16 protein-coding genes and 1 riboswitch are annotated in these 16,739 nt (G+C 67.8%); of the genes, 7 read left to right on the top strand and 9 right to left on the bottom strand.

Features of this window, described 5'->3' with window-relative positions; translation table 11 throughout:
* The first annotated feature begins 76 nt into the window (after positions 1-76).
* Positions 77-2,452 carry a serine/threonine-protein kinase gene (locus tag NC7_RS03965; RefSeq protein ID WP_084457919.1) on the top strand — a complete coding sequence of 792 codons (2,376 nt, stop codon included), beginning with the start codon at positions 77-79 and terminating at the stop codon, positions 2,450-2,452.
* Between the two features lie 28 nt (positions 2,453-2,480).
* Here NC7_RS03965 and NC7_RS03960 read toward each other — a convergent pair whose 3' ends face one another.
* Together NC7_RS03960 and pta are read right to left on the bottom strand one after the other, a co-directional pair.
* The gene (locus NC7_RS03960) at positions 2,481-3,674 is read right to left on the bottom strand and encodes an acetate kinase (protein WP_067978923.1); all 1,194 of its coding nucleotides are present in this window, start codon (positions 3,672-3,674) and stop codon (positions 2,481-2,483) included.
* Entirely contained in the window at positions 3,667-5,748 is a 2,082-nt protein-coding gene (pta, locus tag NC7_RS03955) for a phosphate acetyltransferase (RefSeq protein WP_067978921.1), read from the bottom strand. The genes NC7_RS03960 and pta overlap by 8 nt, the downstream gene beginning before the upstream one ends.
* A 73-nt stretch (positions 5,749-5,821) precedes the next feature.
* Between pta and NC7_RS03950 the strand changes: the two genes are divergently transcribed.
* Positions 5,822-6,328, top strand: a complete 507-nt coding sequence (locus tag NC7_RS03950) for a nitroreductase family deazaflavin-dependent oxidoreductase (protein WP_067978917.1) — start codon at positions 5,822-5,824, stop codon at positions 6,326-6,328.
* A gap of 82 nt (positions 6,329-6,410) precedes the next feature.
* Here NC7_RS03950 and fgd read toward each other — a convergent pair whose 3' ends face one another.
* Positions 6,411-7,421: a glucose-6-phosphate dehydrogenase (coenzyme-F420) gene (gene fgd, locus NC7_RS03945; protein WP_067978914.1), complete on the bottom strand. Its 1,011-nt coding sequence runs from the start codon at positions 7,419-7,421 to the stop codon at positions 6,411-6,413.
* A gap of 160 nt (positions 7,422-7,581) precedes the next feature.
* Between fgd and NC7_RS03940 the strand changes: the two genes are divergently transcribed.
* Entirely contained in the window at positions 7,582-8,343 is a 762-nt protein-coding gene (locus NC7_RS03940; RefSeq protein ID WP_444979992.1) for an HAD-IIA family hydrolase, read from the top strand.
* A 51-nt stretch (positions 8,344-8,394) separates the two neighbouring features.
* Here NC7_RS03940 and NC7_RS03935 read toward each other — a convergent pair whose 3' ends face one another.
* Together NC7_RS03935 and NC7_RS03930 are read right to left on the bottom strand one after the other, a co-directional pair.
* The gene (locus tag NC7_RS03935; RefSeq protein WP_067978907.1) at positions 8,395-8,850 is read right to left on the bottom strand and encodes a MarR family winged helix-turn-helix transcriptional regulator; all 456 of its coding nucleotides are present in this window, start codon (positions 8,848-8,850) and stop codon (positions 8,395-8,397) included.
* Positions 8,847-9,482 (bottom strand): DJ-1/PfpI family protein, encoded by a 636-nt coding sequence (locus NC7_RS03930; RefSeq protein WP_084457917.1) that lies wholly within the window; start codon positions 9,480-9,482, stop codon positions 8,847-8,849. Before NC7_RS03930 ends, NC7_RS03935 begins: the two co-directional genes overlap by 4 nt.
* Before the next feature lie 115 nt (positions 9,483-9,597).
* Between NC7_RS03930 and NC7_RS03925 the strand changes: the two genes are divergently transcribed.
* Together NC7_RS03925 and NC7_RS03920 are read left to right on the top strand one after the other, a co-directional pair.
* Positions 9,598-9,822: an NfeD C-terminal domain-containing protein gene (locus NC7_RS03925; protein WP_067978901.1), complete on the top strand. Its 225-nt coding sequence runs from the start codon at positions 9,598-9,600 to the stop codon at positions 9,820-9,822.
* 26 nt (positions 9,823-9,848) lie between these two features.
* Positions 9,849-10,946, top strand: coding sequence for an SPFH domain-containing protein (locus tag NC7_RS03920; protein ID WP_067978899.1), 1,098 nt, complete (start codon positions 9,849-9,851; stop codon positions 10,944-10,946).
* A gap of 67 nt (positions 10,947-11,013) precedes the next feature.
* On the opposite strand, the gene NC7_RS03915 is transcribed toward NC7_RS03920, so the two are convergent.
* The gene (locus NC7_RS03915; RefSeq protein ID WP_067978894.1) at positions 11,014-11,481 is read right to left on the bottom strand and encodes an STM3941 family protein; all 468 of its coding nucleotides are present in this window, start codon (positions 11,479-11,481) and stop codon (positions 11,014-11,016) included.
* A gap of 154 nt (positions 11,482-11,635) precedes the next feature.
* On the opposite strand from NC7_RS03915, the gene NC7_RS29990 reads away from it, so the two are divergent.
* Positions 11,636-11,887 (top strand): type II toxin-antitoxin system Phd/YefM family antitoxin, encoded by a 252-nt coding sequence (locus tag NC7_RS29990; RefSeq protein WP_067978892.1) that lies wholly within the window; start codon positions 11,636-11,638, stop codon positions 11,885-11,887.
* Between the two features lie 103 nt (positions 11,888-11,990).
* Here the strand turns inward: NC7_RS29990 and NC7_RS03905 are convergent, their stop codons facing one another.
* From NC7_RS03905 to NC7_RS03895, 3 genes are all read right to left on the bottom strand, one after another.
* Entirely contained in the window at positions 11,991-13,199 is a 1,209-nt protein-coding gene (locus NC7_RS03905) for an O-succinylhomoserine sulfhydrylase (RefSeq protein WP_067978890.1), read from the bottom strand.
* Between the two features lie 10 nt (positions 13,200-13,209).
* The gene (locus NC7_RS03900) at positions 13,210-13,626 is read right to left on the bottom strand and encodes a rhodanese-like domain-containing protein (RefSeq protein WP_067978887.1); all 417 of its coding nucleotides are present in this window, start codon (positions 13,624-13,626) and stop codon (positions 13,210-13,212) included.
* Positions 13,627-13,643: 17 nt separating this feature from the next.
* A riboswitch (SAM riboswitch) is annotated at positions 13,644-13,760 on the bottom strand.
* Positions 13,761-13,805: 45 nt separating this feature from the next.
* Positions 13,806-14,264 carry an Rv0361 family membrane protein gene (locus tag NC7_RS03895; RefSeq protein ID WP_067978883.1) on the bottom strand — a complete coding sequence of 153 codons (459 nt, stop codon included), beginning with the start codon at positions 14,262-14,264 and terminating at the stop codon, positions 13,806-13,808.
* 191 nt (positions 14,265-14,455) lie between these two features.
* On the opposite strand from NC7_RS03895, the gene NC7_RS03890 reads away from it, so the two are divergent.
* Positions 14,456-15,844 (top strand): FAD-dependent oxidoreductase, encoded by a 1,389-nt coding sequence (locus NC7_RS03890; protein ID WP_067978881.1) that lies wholly within the window; start codon positions 14,456-14,458, stop codon positions 15,842-15,844.
* Positions 15,845-16,739: the final 895 nt, after the last annotated feature.

Raw genomic sequence — 16,739 nt, 5'->3', positions numbered from 1 at the left:
GCGAACCGACCAGTTCAGTGCGGCCGAGTTGGGTGCGTACGCAGCCACACAAGCAGCGAAACCCGCGCCGAATCCAGTGGAGTCGGGAGGCGCGGCAGCCACACAGGCAGCACACCGTGCGCCGACTTCCGAGAAGACGGGGTCCGCGGCGCCCACGCAGGCGGCGGAACGCGCGCCGAGTTCCGAAAGGTCGGGGGCCGCGGCAGCCACGCAAGCGGCGGAACGCGCGCCGAGTTCGGGGTCCGCGGCGGCCACGCAGGCGGCGGAGCGCGCTGCTGTGCCGGTGGAATCGGGGTCCGGGGCGACGGTGCGGTCGGGGCGGAGTGTGCGGACGGCGCGGTCGCGGCCGACGCGGCGGTTGGGTGCCGGATTGGTGCCGATTCCGACCGTCACTCCGGCCGATCCTCGGGACGCGGTGCTCACCGATCCGGTGGTGTCGGAGGGGCGGCGGTTCTGCTGGCGGTGTGGGGACCCGGTCGGGCGGTCGACTCCGGCGCGGGCGGCGTCGAGCAGTGGTGAGTGCCGAACCTGCGGTGCCGCCTACGATTTCCGGCCGTCGCTGCACGAGGGCGACATGGTGGCCGGACAGTACGAGATCCAGGGTTGCATCGCGCACGGCGGGCTCGGCTGGATCTACCTCGCGATCGACCGCAATGTCAGCGACCGCTGGGTGGTGCTCAAGGGCCTGTTGCACGCGGGTGACGCCGAAGCGCAGGCTGTGGCGGTGGCCGAGCGGCAGTTCCTGGCCGAGGTGGCGCACCCGAGCATCGTCAAGATCCACAACTTCGTCGAACACACGGCGGGCGACGGGTCGAGCATCGGCTACATCGTCATGGAGTACGTGGGCGGAAAGTCGTTGCGCGACATCCTCGATGCCCGCCCGCACGGTGAACGGATGCCGGTCGCCGAGGCCATCGCCTATGTGCTCGAGGTACTGCCCGCGCTCGAGCACCTGCATTCGATCGGCCTCACCTACAACGATCTGAAGCCCGACAATGTGATGGTCACCGAGGACCAGGTGAAGCTCATCGACCTCGGCGCCGTCGCCACCATCGAAGCGTACGGAAACCTTTACGGCACCAAGGGTTTCCAGGCACCGGAGATCGCGCGGACCGGGCCGACGCCCGCCTCCGACGTCTACACCGTCGGCCGCACGCTCGCCGCGCTCACCCTGCACCTGCCCAGTGAGCACGGCCGCTACCTCGACGGGCTCCCCGACCCGGCCGACGAACCCGTCCTCGCCCGCCACGAGTTCTTCCACCGCTTCCTGCTCACCGCGACCGATACCGACCCGGACCGGCGCTTCCCGTCGGCACGGGCGATGTCGGCGCAGCTGGCCGGTGTGCTGCGCGAGATCCTCGCCAAGGACACCGACACCGAACATCCCCAGCTGTCCACAGTATTCAGTCCACAGCGCACCAGTTTCGGCACCGAAGAGCTGATCAGCCAGACCGACGCCTACCTCGACGGTGTCGGCCGCTCTCCCCTGCTGGATTCGCGCGAAGTGGTCGCGGCGCTGCCTATTCCGCTGATCGACCCGGCCGACCCGGCGGCGCCACTGCTCGCCGCGACCGCGAACCCCGAACCCGAGCGCGTTCTGGAAGCCCTGCACGACGCCCGCGAGCGCGCCGAGGCCGATCCCGACAACGCGCCGGAAACCCTGGCCGGGGAACTCCTTTTCGCCGAGGTTCGCGCCCGGCTCGAGCTCGGCGAATCGGCCGCCGTGCTGCACCTGCTCGAGCGGGTCGCGAGCGATTCCGATTGGCGCACAGACTGGTTCGCCGGGCAGGCGCATCTGCTCGAACTCGATTACGAGGCCGCGTTCGACTCGTTCGAGGAGGTGCTTCGCGTGCTGCCCGGCGAGATCGCGCCCAAGCTCGCGCTCGCCGCGACGGCGGAACTCGTGCTGCAGCACTGGGATTCCCCGGAGCCCGAACAGTGGCGTGGCTTCGCGGAACGCTATTACGACACGGTGTGGCGCACCGACCGGGCCGTGGTGAGTGCCGCCTTCGGCTTGGCCAGGCAGTTGGCGGTGGCAGGGCGGGTCGGTGAGGCCGTGCACGCCCTCGACGAGGTTCCGGCCGCCTCGCGTCACTTCACCACCGCCAAGACGACGGCGATTCTGCTGCTGCTCACCAGCGCCCACGTGGTGGATCTGGACGAGCAGGTGCTGCGTCTGGCCGCCTCGCGCGCCCAGTCCGTCCCGCTCGGCGAGCACCGCGCCACGCTCATGCGGACCCTGGTGCAGGGCACGGCGCTGGCCTGGTTGCAGGCGGGCAACTCCCCGAAGCGCAAGGACGCCAAGCTCTTCGGGCGCCCCTTCGACGAGCGCGACCTGCGCGACGGCACCGAATCCGGCCTACGCGCCCTGGCCCGCAACGCCGCCGACCGCACCCACCGCTACGCCCTGATCGACCTGGCCAACTCCCTGCGCGCCAAAACCTGGTTCTGAGCGATCGGCGGCTGCTGGCTCCCGCGAGTTACCGTGTCAGGGCGTGGGCGGCCCGGGCGATGGCGAGTTCTTCGTTGGTTGGGACGACCAGGACCTCGACCGGGGAGAACTCCGGGGAGATGCGGCGGACTCCGGGCGTCCGGGTCTCGTTGCGGCCCGGATCGACCTCGATACCGAGGCCCGTGAGACCGGCGAGGGCGTCCGCACGCACGTTCGCGGCGTTCTCGCCGACACCCGCGGTGAAGACGATGACGTCGACCGAGCCGAGCTCGACCAGGTACGCGCCCAGGTAGCGGCGCAGGCGGTGAATGTAGACGTCGTAGGCCAATTTCGCTGCCGCGTCGCCTTTTTCGACGAGCTGGCTCAGCTCACGGAAGTCGTTGACCCCCGACATCCCTTTGAGCCCGGAATCGCGGTTGAGCAGCTGCTCCACCTGCGTCAGGTCGAGGTCGGCCACCCGCACCAGGTGCGGCACGATGCCGGGGTCGAGATCGCCGGGACGGGTGCCCATCACCAGACCTTCGAGCGGCGTCATCCCCATGGTGGTGTCGACCGCGACGCCACCGCGGATCGCCGACGCGGACGCACCGTTGCCGAGATGGAACACGACCTGGTTCAACTCGCGGTAGTCGCGTCCCAGGAACTCGGCGGCCTTCTCCGACACGTACTGATGCGAGGTGCCGTGGAAACCGTACTTGCGAATACCGTGCGCCGCAGCGACTTTCGCATCGATCGCGTAGGTCTTGGCGGCATCGGGCAGGCCGTGGAAGAAAGCGGTGTCGAACACGGCGACCTGCGGGATGCCGGGCAGCAGCTCCCTGGTCGACTCGATACCGACGGCGTTGGCGGGGTTGTGCAGCGGGGCGAGCTCGGACAGGTCGCGGATGGTGGTGAGCACGTCGTCGGTGACGATGGTCGGCTCCCAGAACACCTCGCCGCCGTGCACCACCCGGTGCCCGACCGCCCCCACACCGACCGTGGTCAGGTCGATGCCGGTCTCCCGGAACATCTCGAAGGCCTGCCGCAACCCGTCGCGGTGGTCGGCGATCGGCCCGTCGTGCACCAGTTCGCGCCCGCCACTCTCGTGCGCGATGCGCCCACCGTGGGCCTCGCCGATCTTCTCGGCCAGACCGGAGGCCACCACCTCGCCCGAATCCGCGTGCAGCAGCTGGTATTTGATGGACGACGACCCGGAGTTCAGTACCAGGACCAGGTCACTCATTCGCGTCTCCCTGCGCTTGGATGGCGGTGATCGCCACGGTGTTGACGATGTCGGCCACCAGTGCGCCACGCGACAGATCGTTGACCGGCTTGCGCAGACCCTGCAGCACCGGACCGATGGCGACGGCACCGGCGCTGCGCTGTACCGCCTTGTAGGTGTTGTTGCCGGTATTGAGATCGGGGAAGACGAAAACCGTCGCCTTGCCCGCCACCGCGGAATCGGGCATCTTCGCGCTTGCCACCGCGGGCTCGATGGCCGCGTCGTACTGGATGGGTCCCTCGACCGGCAGCTCCGGGGACCGCTCGCGCACGAATTCGGTAGCGGCACGGACCTTGTCGACATCGGCACCGGTCCCCGATGCGCCCGTCGAGTACGACAGCATCGCCACTCGTGGCTCGATCCCGAACCGGGCCGCCGTCGCCGCCGAGGACACGGCGATGTCGGCGAGCTGTTCGGAGGTGGGGTCGGGTACGACGGCGCAGTCGCCGTAGGCGAGCACCCGGTCGGCCAGACACATCAGGAACACGCTCGACACGGTGGAGACACCGGGTGTGGTCTTGATGATCTCGAAGGAGGGCCGGATGGTGTGCGCGGTGGTGTGCGCGGCGCCGGAGACCATGCCGTCGGCGATGCCCTTGTAGACCATCATGGTGCCGAAGTACGAGATGTCGGCCATGGTCTCGCGGGCCCGCTCGAGGTTCATGCCCTTGTGCTTGCGCAATTCGGTGTACTCGGCGGCGAATTCGTCGAGGTAGCCGGAGGTGCGTGGGTCGAGTACCTGGGCGGCGGCGATGTCGACGCCGAGTTCGGCGGCGCGGGAACGCACGGCGGACTCGTCACCGAGGATGGTCAGGTCGGCGATCTTGCGCTGCAGGACGCGACCGGCGGCACGCAGGATGCGGTCGTCGTCGCCTTCGGGCAGCACGATGCGTTTGCGGTCGGAGCGGGCACGTTCGATGAGGCGGTACTCGAACATCTGTGGGGTGACCACCGTCGAGGACGGCACCTGGACGCGTTCGAGCAGGGCGGCCGCGTCGACGCGCTGTTCCATGAGGGCGAGGGCGGTGTCGACCTTGAGCGGGCTGCCCGCCCACATGCGACCACGGGTGCGGTGCACCGCGCTCGCGGTGTCGTAGGTGCCGAGCTCGGTGGTGAGGATCGGCAGCTTGGGCTGCAACCCTTCCATCAGCCGGGCGATGGCCGGGTGCGGCCGGATGCCACCGTTCATGATGACCCCCGCCAGCGACGGAAAGCCCGCTGCCTCATGGGCGTTCATCACACCGAGCAACACGTCGGAGCGGTCACCGGGGGCGATCACCACCACACCGTCGGAGAGTCGTTCGAGGATGTGCTCGGCCGTCATGCCGCCGACCATGATGCGCAGCGCCTCACGCTGCAGCAATTCCGGGTCACCGCTGTAGATTTCGCCGTCGATGGCCGCGCACAGTTCGCCCATGGTGGGTGCCATCAGCAGCGGCACTTCGGGCAGCGTCCACGAGGGGACGTCGAAATCGGCCAGGGCGGTGGCGATTCCGTCGATGCTGTCGGGTTCGCAGCGGTTGGCGATCACCGCGACGAGTTGTGCGTGTTCACCGGTGAGTTCGCTCTCGCAGAGTTCGACGAGCTGTTTCACCTCGGCGGGCGTGCGTTCGGCGCCACGCACCACCAACAGCACCGGGGCGCCGAGGTTTACGGCGATGCGCGCGTTGTAGCGCAATTCGCTCGGACTGGCGACATCGGTGTAGTCGCTGCCGACGATCACGACCGCGTCGCAGGCCTTGGCCACATCGTGGAACCGCATCACGATCTCGCTGATCGCGGCGTCGGGGTCGCGGTGCACGTCCTCGTAGCTGACGCCGACGGCCTGTTCGTAGCCGATGTCGGCGGTGCTGTGCTCGAGCAGCAGTTCGAGGATGTAGTCGGGGGCGGTGGCCGACCGGGTGATCGGCCGGAACACTCCGACGCGCGCTGTCGTGGCGCACAACATCTGCAGGACACCGAGGGCGACCGTAGATTTTCCGGTGTCGCCCTCGGGCGAGGCGATGTACACGGTGGACGGCGCTGGTTCGACCATGCTCGCGAGCTTAGTTAATCGGCGGCGATCCGGGGGTTCGGTGTGGCGTGATCCTCGCGGTTATAGTCCGCCCATGACACCGCAGTTCCCGGATCGCCTCTGGGGTTCGCGCACGAACCTGTTGTCCCGCGCCGCCAATCGTTTCGCCGCGACCAAGCCGGGCTCGCTGCTCATCCGCACCCTGACCCCGCTCGATCGGGCCGTGCTCGAACGCACCGATGCCAGGTACACCGTGCTCGGGCCCATCGGCGCACCGGTGATCCTGCTGACCACCATCGGCCGTAAATCCGGACAGCCACGCACCCAGCCGCTGCTCTATGTCCACGACGGCGACACCCTCTATGTCGTCGGCTCCAATTTCGGCCAGGCCAGGCACCCCGCATGGACCGCGAACCTGCTCGCGAATCCCGAAGCGACGGTCGCGATCGCGGGCGAGCGCATTCCCGTGACGGCCACTCTCGTCCCGGACACCGACAAAGAGGCGATCTTCGCCCGCTTCGTCGAGATCACCGGCGCGTATGCCGCCTATCGCGACCGAACCACCCGCGACCTGCGCATCTTCGCCCTCCGCCGGGCCTGACCCCGCGACAGTCGATCACCATGCTCTGGTGACGTTCGGCTGATGCCGCCACCGGAGCGTGGTGATCAGCTGTCCGGCGGGCTCAGCCCAGCGCGCGGAGGCGGGGGGCCAGGTCGCGCTGGAAGAGGTCGAGGAAGCGGAGCTGGTCGTGGCCGGGGGCGTGGAAGACCAGGTGGTTGAGGCCCGCGTCGAGGTAGGGCTTGATCTGGGCGACGGCCTCGTCGGGGTCGCTCGCGACGATCCAGCGCTTGGCGACCTGTTCGATGGGCAGCGCGTCGGCGGCCGCTTCCATTTCGATCGGGTCGGTGATGTCGTGCTTCTGCTGGGGGGTCAGCGACAACGGCGCCCAGAAGCGCGTGTTCTCGAGGGCGAGTTCGGGATCGGTGTCGTAGGAGATCTTGATCTCGATCATCTTGTCGATCGCGGACAGATCACGCTCGGCCTTGGCCGCGCCCTCGGCGACGGCGGGCAGCAACTTCTCGGTGTAGAGGTCCATGCCCTTGCCGGAGGTGCAGATGAAACCGTCGCCCGCGCGGCCCGCGTACCTGGCGACCACCGGACCGCCCGCCGCGATGTAGACCGGGATGCCGTCCTTGGGCACGTCGTAGATCGAGGCGCCGACGGTGTGGTAGTACTCCCCGTCGAAGTCGACGCGGTCGCCGAGCCACAGTTCACGCATCAGGCGCACAGCCTCACGCAGGCGCGCGAAACGCTCCTTGAAGTCGGGCCATTCGCCCTTGTATCCGGTGGCGATCTCGTTGAGGGCCTCACCGGTACCGACACCGAGCATCACCCGGCCCGGGTACAGGCAGCCGAAGGTGGCGAAGGCCTGCGCGATCACCGCCGGGTTGTAGCGGAAGGTCGGGGTGAGCACGGAGGTGCCGAGCATGATGCGGTCGGTGCGCTCGCCAGCGGCCGCGAGCCAGGCCAGTGAGAACGGGGCGTGGCCGCCGTTGTGGCGCCAGGGCTGGAAGTGATCGCTCACGGTGGCGCTGTCGAGCCCGTGCTGCTCGGCGGCCACCGCCAACTCGACCAGCTCTCGCGGTCCGAACTGCTCCGCCGATGCCTTGTACCCGAGCTTGAGATCGACCATTCCAGCCACTCCTGTTCCTCCGCTGACCGCTGCCTCCTCGACCCTAGCGCGCGGCGCGCGATTCGCACCGTCACCGTTTCGTCGCCCACCGCGCCCGGTTTTAGCGGATGATTAGCTGGTGACCGCCAAGGATGAGCAGATCTTGTCGTATCTGACCGATATGGACGGCGTACTGGTGCACGAGGACCAGTTGATCCCGGGTGCCGACGAGTTCCTGGCCGAACTGCGCGAGAACGAGATCCCGTTCCTCGTGTTGACCAACAACTCGATCCGGACCCCGCGTGATCTGCAGGCCCGACTGCGCCACACCGGCCTCGACATCCCCGAGGAGTCGATCTGGACCTCGGCGCTGGCCACCGCCACCTTCCTCGACGACCAGCGCCCCAACGGCACCGCATACGTGGTCGGTGAATCGGGACTGACCACGGCATTGCACGAGATCGGCTACGTCCTCACCGACAGCGACCCCGACTACGTGGTGCTCGGCGAGACCCGTACCTACTCGTTCGAGGCCATCACCACGGCGATCCGCTTGGTCGACCGTGGCGCGAAGTTCATCGCCACCAACCCCGACGCCACCGGCCCCTCCCGCGACGGGGTGCTGCCCGCCACGGGGTCGGTGGCCGCCCTGATCACCCGGGCCACCGGCAAGGACCCCTACTACGTGGGCAAACCGAATCCGCTGATGATGCGCTCGGCGCTGCGGCGCATCGGCGCGCACTCGCAGTCGACGGTGATGATCGGCGACCGGATGGATACCGATGTGATCGCGGGTCTCGAGGCGGGTATGCGGACGGTCCTCGTCACCTCTGGCATCTCCACCAAGACCTCGGTCGAGAAGTACCCCTTCCGGCCGACCCTGGTGGTCGATTCGGTCGCCGACCTGCTCAATCGCACTCGCACGCCGTTCGTGGAGCTGTGAACCCCGAGACGGCGCACGAGGTTCGGGCGATCGGGGTGGTCGATGGCGTCGTCAGTCCACGGGTGTCTCCGAGCTGATCGAGTCCAGCGCCGCGGCCAACCGGGTGAGGGTGTCGACGGTTGCGGCGAAGTCGGCGGGGCCGAGGGCGGCGGCGAGGCGGCGGGCCAGGACTTCGTGCTGTGGGTCGATGCGGCGGATAGCGGCCTCGCCCTGCTCGCTGATCGCGACCAGTTTGGCCCGTTTGTGTGCCGGGTTCGGCCGGTATTCGCACAGTCCCTTGTCGACCAGGATATCGGCCACCCGCTGCACGCTCTGCCGGGTGATGCCGATGGCGCGGGCGATCCCGGCGACCGGTTGCGGTTGATGTTCCACCGCGGCCATCACCTGCCACCAGGCCACCGAGATTCCCGCCGGGGACGCCAATTCGTCACCGAGAGCGAGGAATTGGCCGTTGAGGCGGTAGACGGTTAGCGCGGCTGCGTCGAGGAGCCGCTGTTCGGCGTTCAATCCGCTTGCCCGCCCACGTTTTCGGCGAGCGCGTAGTACGCGCTGGGGTCCTTGTGCCCGAACAGTTGATACCAGGCGTCGAGTACCTGCGGTTCGAAGAGATCGAGGCGGGCGAAGATCTCGCGCGCGAACTCGAACGGGGACATGGCGTCGGCGGTGATGAGGTCACCGTCGGTCACCGCCGCGGCATCGACATAGTGCGCCGCACCCGAATAGCCGCTGGAGGCAAGGTATTCGGCGGCGTTGCTGGTGTGCGGACGAGCGTCGAGCAGACCCTCCTTCGCGAGTCCGAGGGTGGCACCACAGATCGCCGCGACAGGTACGCCCGCCGCGAGAAACGCGCGTGCCGCGCGGGCGAAGGGCGCGAGGTCGTCGCCCGCGTCCCACAGGTCGGCGCCGGGCAGGATCAGCATCGCACTGTCGGCGGGGTCGATGTCGGCCAGGGCCAGGTCGGGGGTGACCCGCAGGCGTCCGGCGGTGGTGACGGGCGCGGTCGTGAGCCCGACCGTCGCCACCTCGAAGCGCCCCGGTTCGCGGTGCCAGGAGTCGTCGGCGATGTTGACCGTCGCCGCGCCGACTTCCCAGTCGGACAGGGTGTCGTACACGGCTACGTGAACTGTCTTCTTTGTCATGACAGTATGCTGTCATTATTGACAGCATACTGTCAATAAGAATCTTGCTAGCCGCTGACAGGCGCCGCTCCGTAGGCTGACGCACAACGGGTGCGAGACAAGGGAGTTCGCCACGATGACCGACCCGGTGCAGGGGCTGACCGGCACCATCACCTCACCGATCCGTGCCGCCGGGGCACTCGGCGAAGTACTCGTCGCCATTCGAGGCGGCACCGAGCTGTATCTCGCCTGCGCCGAGGAACCGATCGAGGCGGGCGCCACCGTACTGATCGTCGCGGTGCGTCCGGGCAGGCTCGTCGATGTCGTTCCGTGGATACCGCTCACACCGCGACAGCCGTAAGACAACTGAAAGCAAGGGAGGCTCAGATGCTGGGCTATCACGTTCCTGATCCCGACGAGGCGATGCTGGTCAGTGGCGCCAAGGTCAAGGACAACGCGCCGTTCAAGGTGATCATCGGTCGCGGCACCTGGGTGATTCCGCTGTTCCGCAAGGTCAGCTACCTGTCGCTGGCCATGTTCGAATCCGAGATCCGGGAACGCTGCGTCACCAAGCAGGCGATCCAGCTCGACGTGCGGGCGGTGATCGCGTTCAAGGTGGCCAACGACACCCAGTCGATCGTCAATGCGGCGCAACGGTTTCTGTCCGAGCAGGAGAAGGAGATGTCGGTGCTCACGGGCCGCATCTTCTCCGGTCACCTACGCTCGATCGTCGGCTCGATGACTGTCGAGGAGATCATCCGCGAACGCCAGAAGCTGGCCGACGAGGTGCTCATCGCGTCGAAGGTGGAGATGAGCAATATCGGCCTGTGGGTCGATTCGTTCCAGATCCAGTCCATCGACGACGGCAACCTCGGCTACATCGAGGCCCTCGCCGCCCCGCACAACGCGGCCGTGCAGCGCGACGCCCAGATCGCCCAGGCTCAGGCCGCTCAGCGCGCCGCCGAGGCCGAACAGGAATCGCTGCGCCGCCGCGCCGAATACGAACGCGAGACCTCACTGCTCAAGGCGCAGTACCAGCGCGACATCGACAAGGCCAATGCCGAAGCGGCGCAGGCGGGTCCGCTCGCCGACGCCGTCGCCCGGCAGGAAGTGCTCACCGCGCAGGCCGAACAGGCCCGCAAGAACGCCGAACTGCGCGAGCAGGAACTTCAGGCCGAAGTCGTGAAACCCGCACTCGCCGAGGCGGAACGGGTCCGCATCCTCGCCGAGGCGGAAGCCGACCGCACCCGCATCCAGGCCGAGGCCGCGGCGTCCAACAACCGCATCGCCCTGGACCAGTTGCTCATCGAGCAGCTTCCCGAGATCGTCCGCCAGGCCTCGCACGGTCTCGCCAACGCGAATCTCACCGTTCTCAACGGGCCCGACGGGGTGAGCGAACTGGTCAACGGGATGGTCGGCCAGGGCTTGACCGTCTTCAACTCCCTGCAGAAGGCGTTGTCCAACGGTGAGGTGGACAAGGTCTGAGCCGATCCGGCCGGGCACCCCCGATGGTGGTGCCCGGCACAACGGACCCGAATCCGGCGGCGCCTGACTAGGGGACGACAACCAGCTCAGGGTAGTGACGGCGCATCGCACGGATAACCTCTTCGGCCGAGGCGCCGAGCATGGATTCCGCCAGGTTCAGATCGCCGTAGCCGAGCTTGTTGTTGGCCTTCACCATCAGCCGCAACCACCATGAGCTGCGTGCGTAGTAAGCCTGTGGATCACGCAGACCGATCTGGACATAGCGCACCTTGGACCCCGCCGAGGGCCGCTGGACGAAGACTCTCGCATGGGCCACCTCGTGCCACGCCAGCGATCCGCTCTGCCGATGCACAAGCCCGGCGTCGGACAAGACCAATTCCGGCCGCCGCCGGATCAATCGTCCGAGAAAGAAGACTCCGGCAGCGGAGAACATCGGGATCCCTACGATGCCCGCGACCAACGGCACCAAGGGCACATCATCGCTCGACACAACCCACACGCCGATCGCGACGAAGATCACCGACCCCACCACCATCGCCGCTGATCGCAGCGCGGATGGATAGAAAACGGTCACAGGTCGCGACACTCCCCCAGAGCTCACTCAACGAGCCTAGCCTGGCGACACGCGACGGCCGCTGGACTTGGACTCGCTGATCCGGCGGGCTGAGGCGAACGCCTAACTTGGAGACATGAAATCGATCAGCGCCGACGAGCTCGGGCAGCACCTGCCCACCGTGGTGGCCGACGTCGAAGCGGGCGAAGTCTATGAGCTGACCCGTCACAACCACCGGATCGGTTTCATCGTGCCTGCCGTCTCCTCGACGCAGATCATCCCACGCAAGGTGGCCGGTGCCGCCGATACAAGCGCGACCCCCAGGCATACGCTCAGAACGGCAGATGCCGTCGATGAGCTGCTCGAGACGGACAAGGGCGAGTGGTGAGGTCGCTCTCGCAGCTATGCGCCGGGAGGGCGCCCGGTTCTCGAGCAGTCCGATACGGACGCCGACAACTCGGTGTCGAGGTGTCGACACCGTTCGAGCGGGCTCAGCTCAACGCGTGGTCGAGGTCGCCCAGGAGGTCTTCGATGTCTTCCAGACCAACCGAGATGCGGACCACGCCGTCGGAGAGGCCGATGGAGGCGCGGCCTTCGGGGCCCATGGCTCGGTGGGTGGTGGTGGCGGGGTGGGTGATCATCGTTTTGGCGTCGCCGAGGTTGTTGGAGATGTCGATGATGCGCAGGCGGTTGAGGACCTCGAAGGCGCGCTTCTTGCCGTCGTCGCCGTGCAGGGCGAAGGTCACGACGGTGCCGCCGCCGGTCATCTGCTCCTTGGCGAGAGCGTGCTGCGGATGGGACTGCAGGAAGGGGTATTTCACCCATTCGACCGACTTGTTCGACTCCAGGAATTCGGCGACCTTCAGCGCCGATTCGGTGGATTGACGCACGCGCAGCGGCATCGTCTCCAAGCCCTTGAGCAAGGTCCAGGCGTTGAACGGGCTCAGGGCCGGACCGGTATGGCGCATCAGGGTTTTCACCGGACCATCGATGTAGTCCTTGGCGCCGAGGATGGCGCCGCCGAGGACGCGGCCCTGGCCGTCGATGTGCTTGGTGCCGGAATAGACCACCACGTCGGCGCCTAGCTCGAAACCGCGTTGCAGCAGCGGAGTGGCGAAGACGTTGTCCAGCACCACTTTCGCGCCTGCGGCATGGGCCAGTTCGCTGACCTTGCGCACGTCGACGAGGGTTTGCATCGGGTTGGCGGGGGTTTCGAAGAAGACGGCCTGGGTGGGCACGGACAGGGCCTGCTCCCACTGGTCGAGGTCGTCGCCGTCGACGAAGACGGTCTCGATGCCCCAGCGCGGCAGGATCTCGTTGCACACCACGAAGCAGGAACCGAACAGGCTGCGCGCGGCGACGAGCCGGTCGCCCGCCTTCAGCAAGGCGCCGAGCGCGGTGAAGACCGCCGACATTCCCGAAGCGGTCGCGAACGCGGCCTCGGCGCCGTCGAGCAGGCGGATGCGCTCCTCGAACATGGCCACCGTCGGGTTGCCGAAGCGCGAGTAGACGAAGTGCTCCACGTCGCCGGTGAACGCGGCCTCGGCGGCCTCGGCGCTCTCGTAGACGAAGCCGGAAGTCAGGTACAGCGCCTCGGACGTCTCGTCGAATCCGGAACGACGCAGGCCACCGCGCACACCCAGGGTGGCGGGACCGACGCCTTCGGGCAGCGGCTTGTCGAAGGAACCACCGGTGATCATGCGAGTCTCCTTATGCCTGGCGCCACGGCAGGCCGACGGCGCGCCAGCCGGTGCTGCCGCGCTGCCCGAACGCGTCGAGGCCGCCCTCGAAACCGTCGAGCACGTTGTAGGACGGGGTGATCCCCGCCGAGGTGGCCACCGTCGCCGCGTGCGCCGAGCGCTGACCCGAGCGACACAGGAACACCACGGGGGCGTCGGCCGGGCGGTCGGCGAGGACCTGTTCGAGTTGCGCACCGAAGCGCGGGTTGCGCGCGCCGGTGCCGTCGACCCACTCGATGAAGTGCGCGGGACGTTCGATGGAGCTGGTGTCGGGAATGCCGATCTGCGCCCACTCGCCTTCGGTGCGCACGTCGACAAGCACCGCGTCGGGGTGCTCGGTCAGGATTTCCCACGCCTTCTCAGGGGTGATGTCGCCGGCGTAACTCATGTCGATCCTCCTGCGTGAATCCGCTCTTGCCGTGGCGGTTTTCCAGCACACGGCCAGGTCGTCACCCGGAGCACCCCACCGCGGAGGAGGGTTGCCGACCAGCGAGCCGGGGCTTGGCGCTGGTACTCATGACCTTGCGATCTGAGATTGCCCCGGCACTGGTCACCGTGTCAAACCCCTCAGGGCGTGCACACCAGCCAGGTGCCGTCGACCCGGGTGAGATTCCAGGTGCTCGACGTCGACTGGCCGCCGACCGAAACCGTGGCGTCGATCTTGCCCCGGTTGCCGTTGACGGTGGCGTTGGAAAAGCCCTTCTTGTCGATCGTCGCCGCAGATTCCGGGCCGCCGAGCCGGTCGGTGAGGCCGGATTTCGCCTCGTCGAAACCGGGGCACGCCACCCCCGGCGGCGGACGCTGGTCGGTGCGCGAGCGCGCGTCGATATAGTTGGTGACGGCGGCCGCGAGCCGGTCGGCCTCTGTGACATTTTTCTCAGCGGGCGCGAGCAGTCCGCCGACGACGATGCTGATGAGCACGACGACCGCGATCACCGCGGCCGCGACGAACGGGACGATGGACCGCTTGTCGGTCTGATCGACCTCGATGGGCTGATCGTCCGAGCCTGTTTGCTCCTCGCTCATGTGGTAATCCTGACAGACCCGGGCCGGACAGCTACACCGCGCGCCGGGTTGCCGCAACACCGCAGCTAGAATCGCGTTGATTACGGCCTGCCGCCGACGAGGACGGCAGCGGCCGGTAGCCGGTTTCCGACTTAGCCTAAGCTAAGTTGACGCCGTCACATCGTTTCTCGACCAAAGGGTGCGCGTAGACAATGACCGAACAGACAGCGACTCGCCCGCTTCGCATCGCGATCGTGGGTGCGGGACCGGCCGGTATCTACGCCGCCGACGCGTTGATGAAGTCCGACGCCGAGGTCAGCATCGACCTCTACGAGCGCATGCCCGCGCCCTTCGGTCTCATCCGCTACGGCGTCGCGCCCGATCACCCGCGCATCAAGGGCATCATCACCGCCCTGCACAAGGTGCTCGACAAGGATCAGGTGCGCCTGCTCGGCAACATCGACTACGGCACCGACATCACCCTCGACGACCTGCGTCAGTTCTACGACGCCGTGATCTTCTCCACCGGCGCCAACGCCGACCGCGCGCTGCCGATCCCCGGCATCGACCTCGACGGTTCCTACGGTGCCGCCGACTTCGTCTCCTGGTACGACGGACACCCCGACGTGCCGCGCTCGTGGCCGCTGGATGCCGAGAAGGTCGCCGTGCTCGGCGTCGGCAACGTGGCCCTCGACGTGGCGCGCGTGCTCGCCAAGACCGGCGACGAACTGCTGCCCACCGAGATCCCGCCGAACGTCTACAAGGGTCTCAAGGAGAACAAGGCCGTCGAGGTGCACGTCTTCGGGCGTCGCGGTCCCGCGCAGGCCAAGTTCACCCCCCTCGAGCTGCGCGAACTCGACCACTCGCCGACCATCGAGGTGATCGTCGACCCCGAGGACATCGACTACGACGAGGGTTCCGAGGCCGCGCGCCGCAACTCCAAGCAGGTCGACATGGTCGCCAACACCCTCGAGCAGTGGGCCATCCGCGACCAGGGCAACCGCCCGCACAAGCTGTTCCTGCACTTCTTCGAGTCGCCCGCCGAGATCGTCGGCGACGAGAACGGCAAGGTCGTCGGCCTCAAGACCGAACGCACCCAGCTCGACGGCACCGGCAACGTCAAGGGCACCGGCGAGTTCAAGCAGTGGGACGTACAGGCCATCTACCGCGCCGTCGGCTACCTGTCGCAGAACATCAACCAGCTGCCGTTCGACGATCAGGCAGGCACCGTGCCCAACGAGGCCGGTCGCGTGATCGCCGACGAAGCCGCCGAGGGCGCCGACCGCTTCATGCCCGCCACCTACGTCACCGGCTGGATCAAGCGCGGCCCCGTCGGCCTCATCGGCCACACCAAGGGCGACGCCAACGAGACCATCGCCTGCCTCCTCGACGACGCGAAGAGCTTCACCCCCGCGCCGAAGCCGGAGCTGGACGCCGTCACCGAGTTCCTGGAGGGCAAGGGCATCCCCTTCACCACCTGGGCCGGTTGGTACCGCCTCGACGCCCACGAGCGCGCCCTCGGCGAGCCCGAAGGCCGCGAACGCGTGAAGGTCGTCGAGCGCGAAGACATGCTCCGCGCCAGCGAGCCCCACAAAGCGTAAGCCCCGGCGGGCGGACTCGACCCCGACTCCGCCCGCCCCCGGCTCCCAGCGACTAGGTGCCCCGGCCCCGCCATAACGGCGCTCTCCCACCAGGGTCGACCGTCACCGACCACCAGCCACCCGGCACACCCGGGCCGCCACATACCGCTTCCAGCCCAGGTGGTATCACCCGAGTCCGCCGCTTACCGCTCGCGGTCACATAGCGCCACCCCTGCCCGCGACCTCGCTCCCGGCCACATGGCCCCACCCGGGTCCGCCCTCACCGCCATTCCAGCGTGGCGCCGCCTCCTGCCGCACCCCGACCTCGCGGTACACCAAAGCTCGCCGCTTGCCACGCGCCCCACCAGGAATCACGCGGGTCCACGGCCTTCCGCAGTCTTGGACAGTCGACCACCACGCTGTGCCGGCGGGAGTTACCCGACCGATGCCGCCACTACTGCGTGGTGAGCAGTTGACCTGGTCCCAGAGCACTCCTTAGCCGCGCGGCATCACCTGTGCCCGCCACCGCGCTGCCAGCCACATGGCGCTACCCGAGACCGCCATCTACCGCATTCCCACAGCCCACGTGGCACCACTCGCGTCCGCAACCTGCGGCACACCCAGCCCCACGGCTCACTCGGGCCCGCAACCTGCCCCACCAGCCCACGGCTCACTCAGGCCCGCAACCTGCCCCACCAGCCCACGGCTCACTCAGGCCCGCAACCTGCCCCACCAGCCCACGGCTCACTCAGGCCCGCAACCTGCCGCACCAGCCCACGGCATCACTCGATCCGCCACATACCAACTTTCCAGCCCACGCATCACTCGAGTCCGCAACCTGCCGCATTCCCGGCCTCACAGCATCACTCGAGTCCGCAACCTGCCGCACTACCAGCCACCCGGCACCACTCGAGTC

This window comes from Nocardia caishijiensis NBRC 108228, from assembly GCF_001612825.1.
Classification (GTDB): domain Bacteria; phylum Actinomycetota; class Actinomycetes; order Mycobacteriales; family Mycobacteriaceae; genus Nocardia; species Nocardia caishijiensis.
This window is presented reverse-complemented; position numbering and strand designations above follow the sequence as displayed.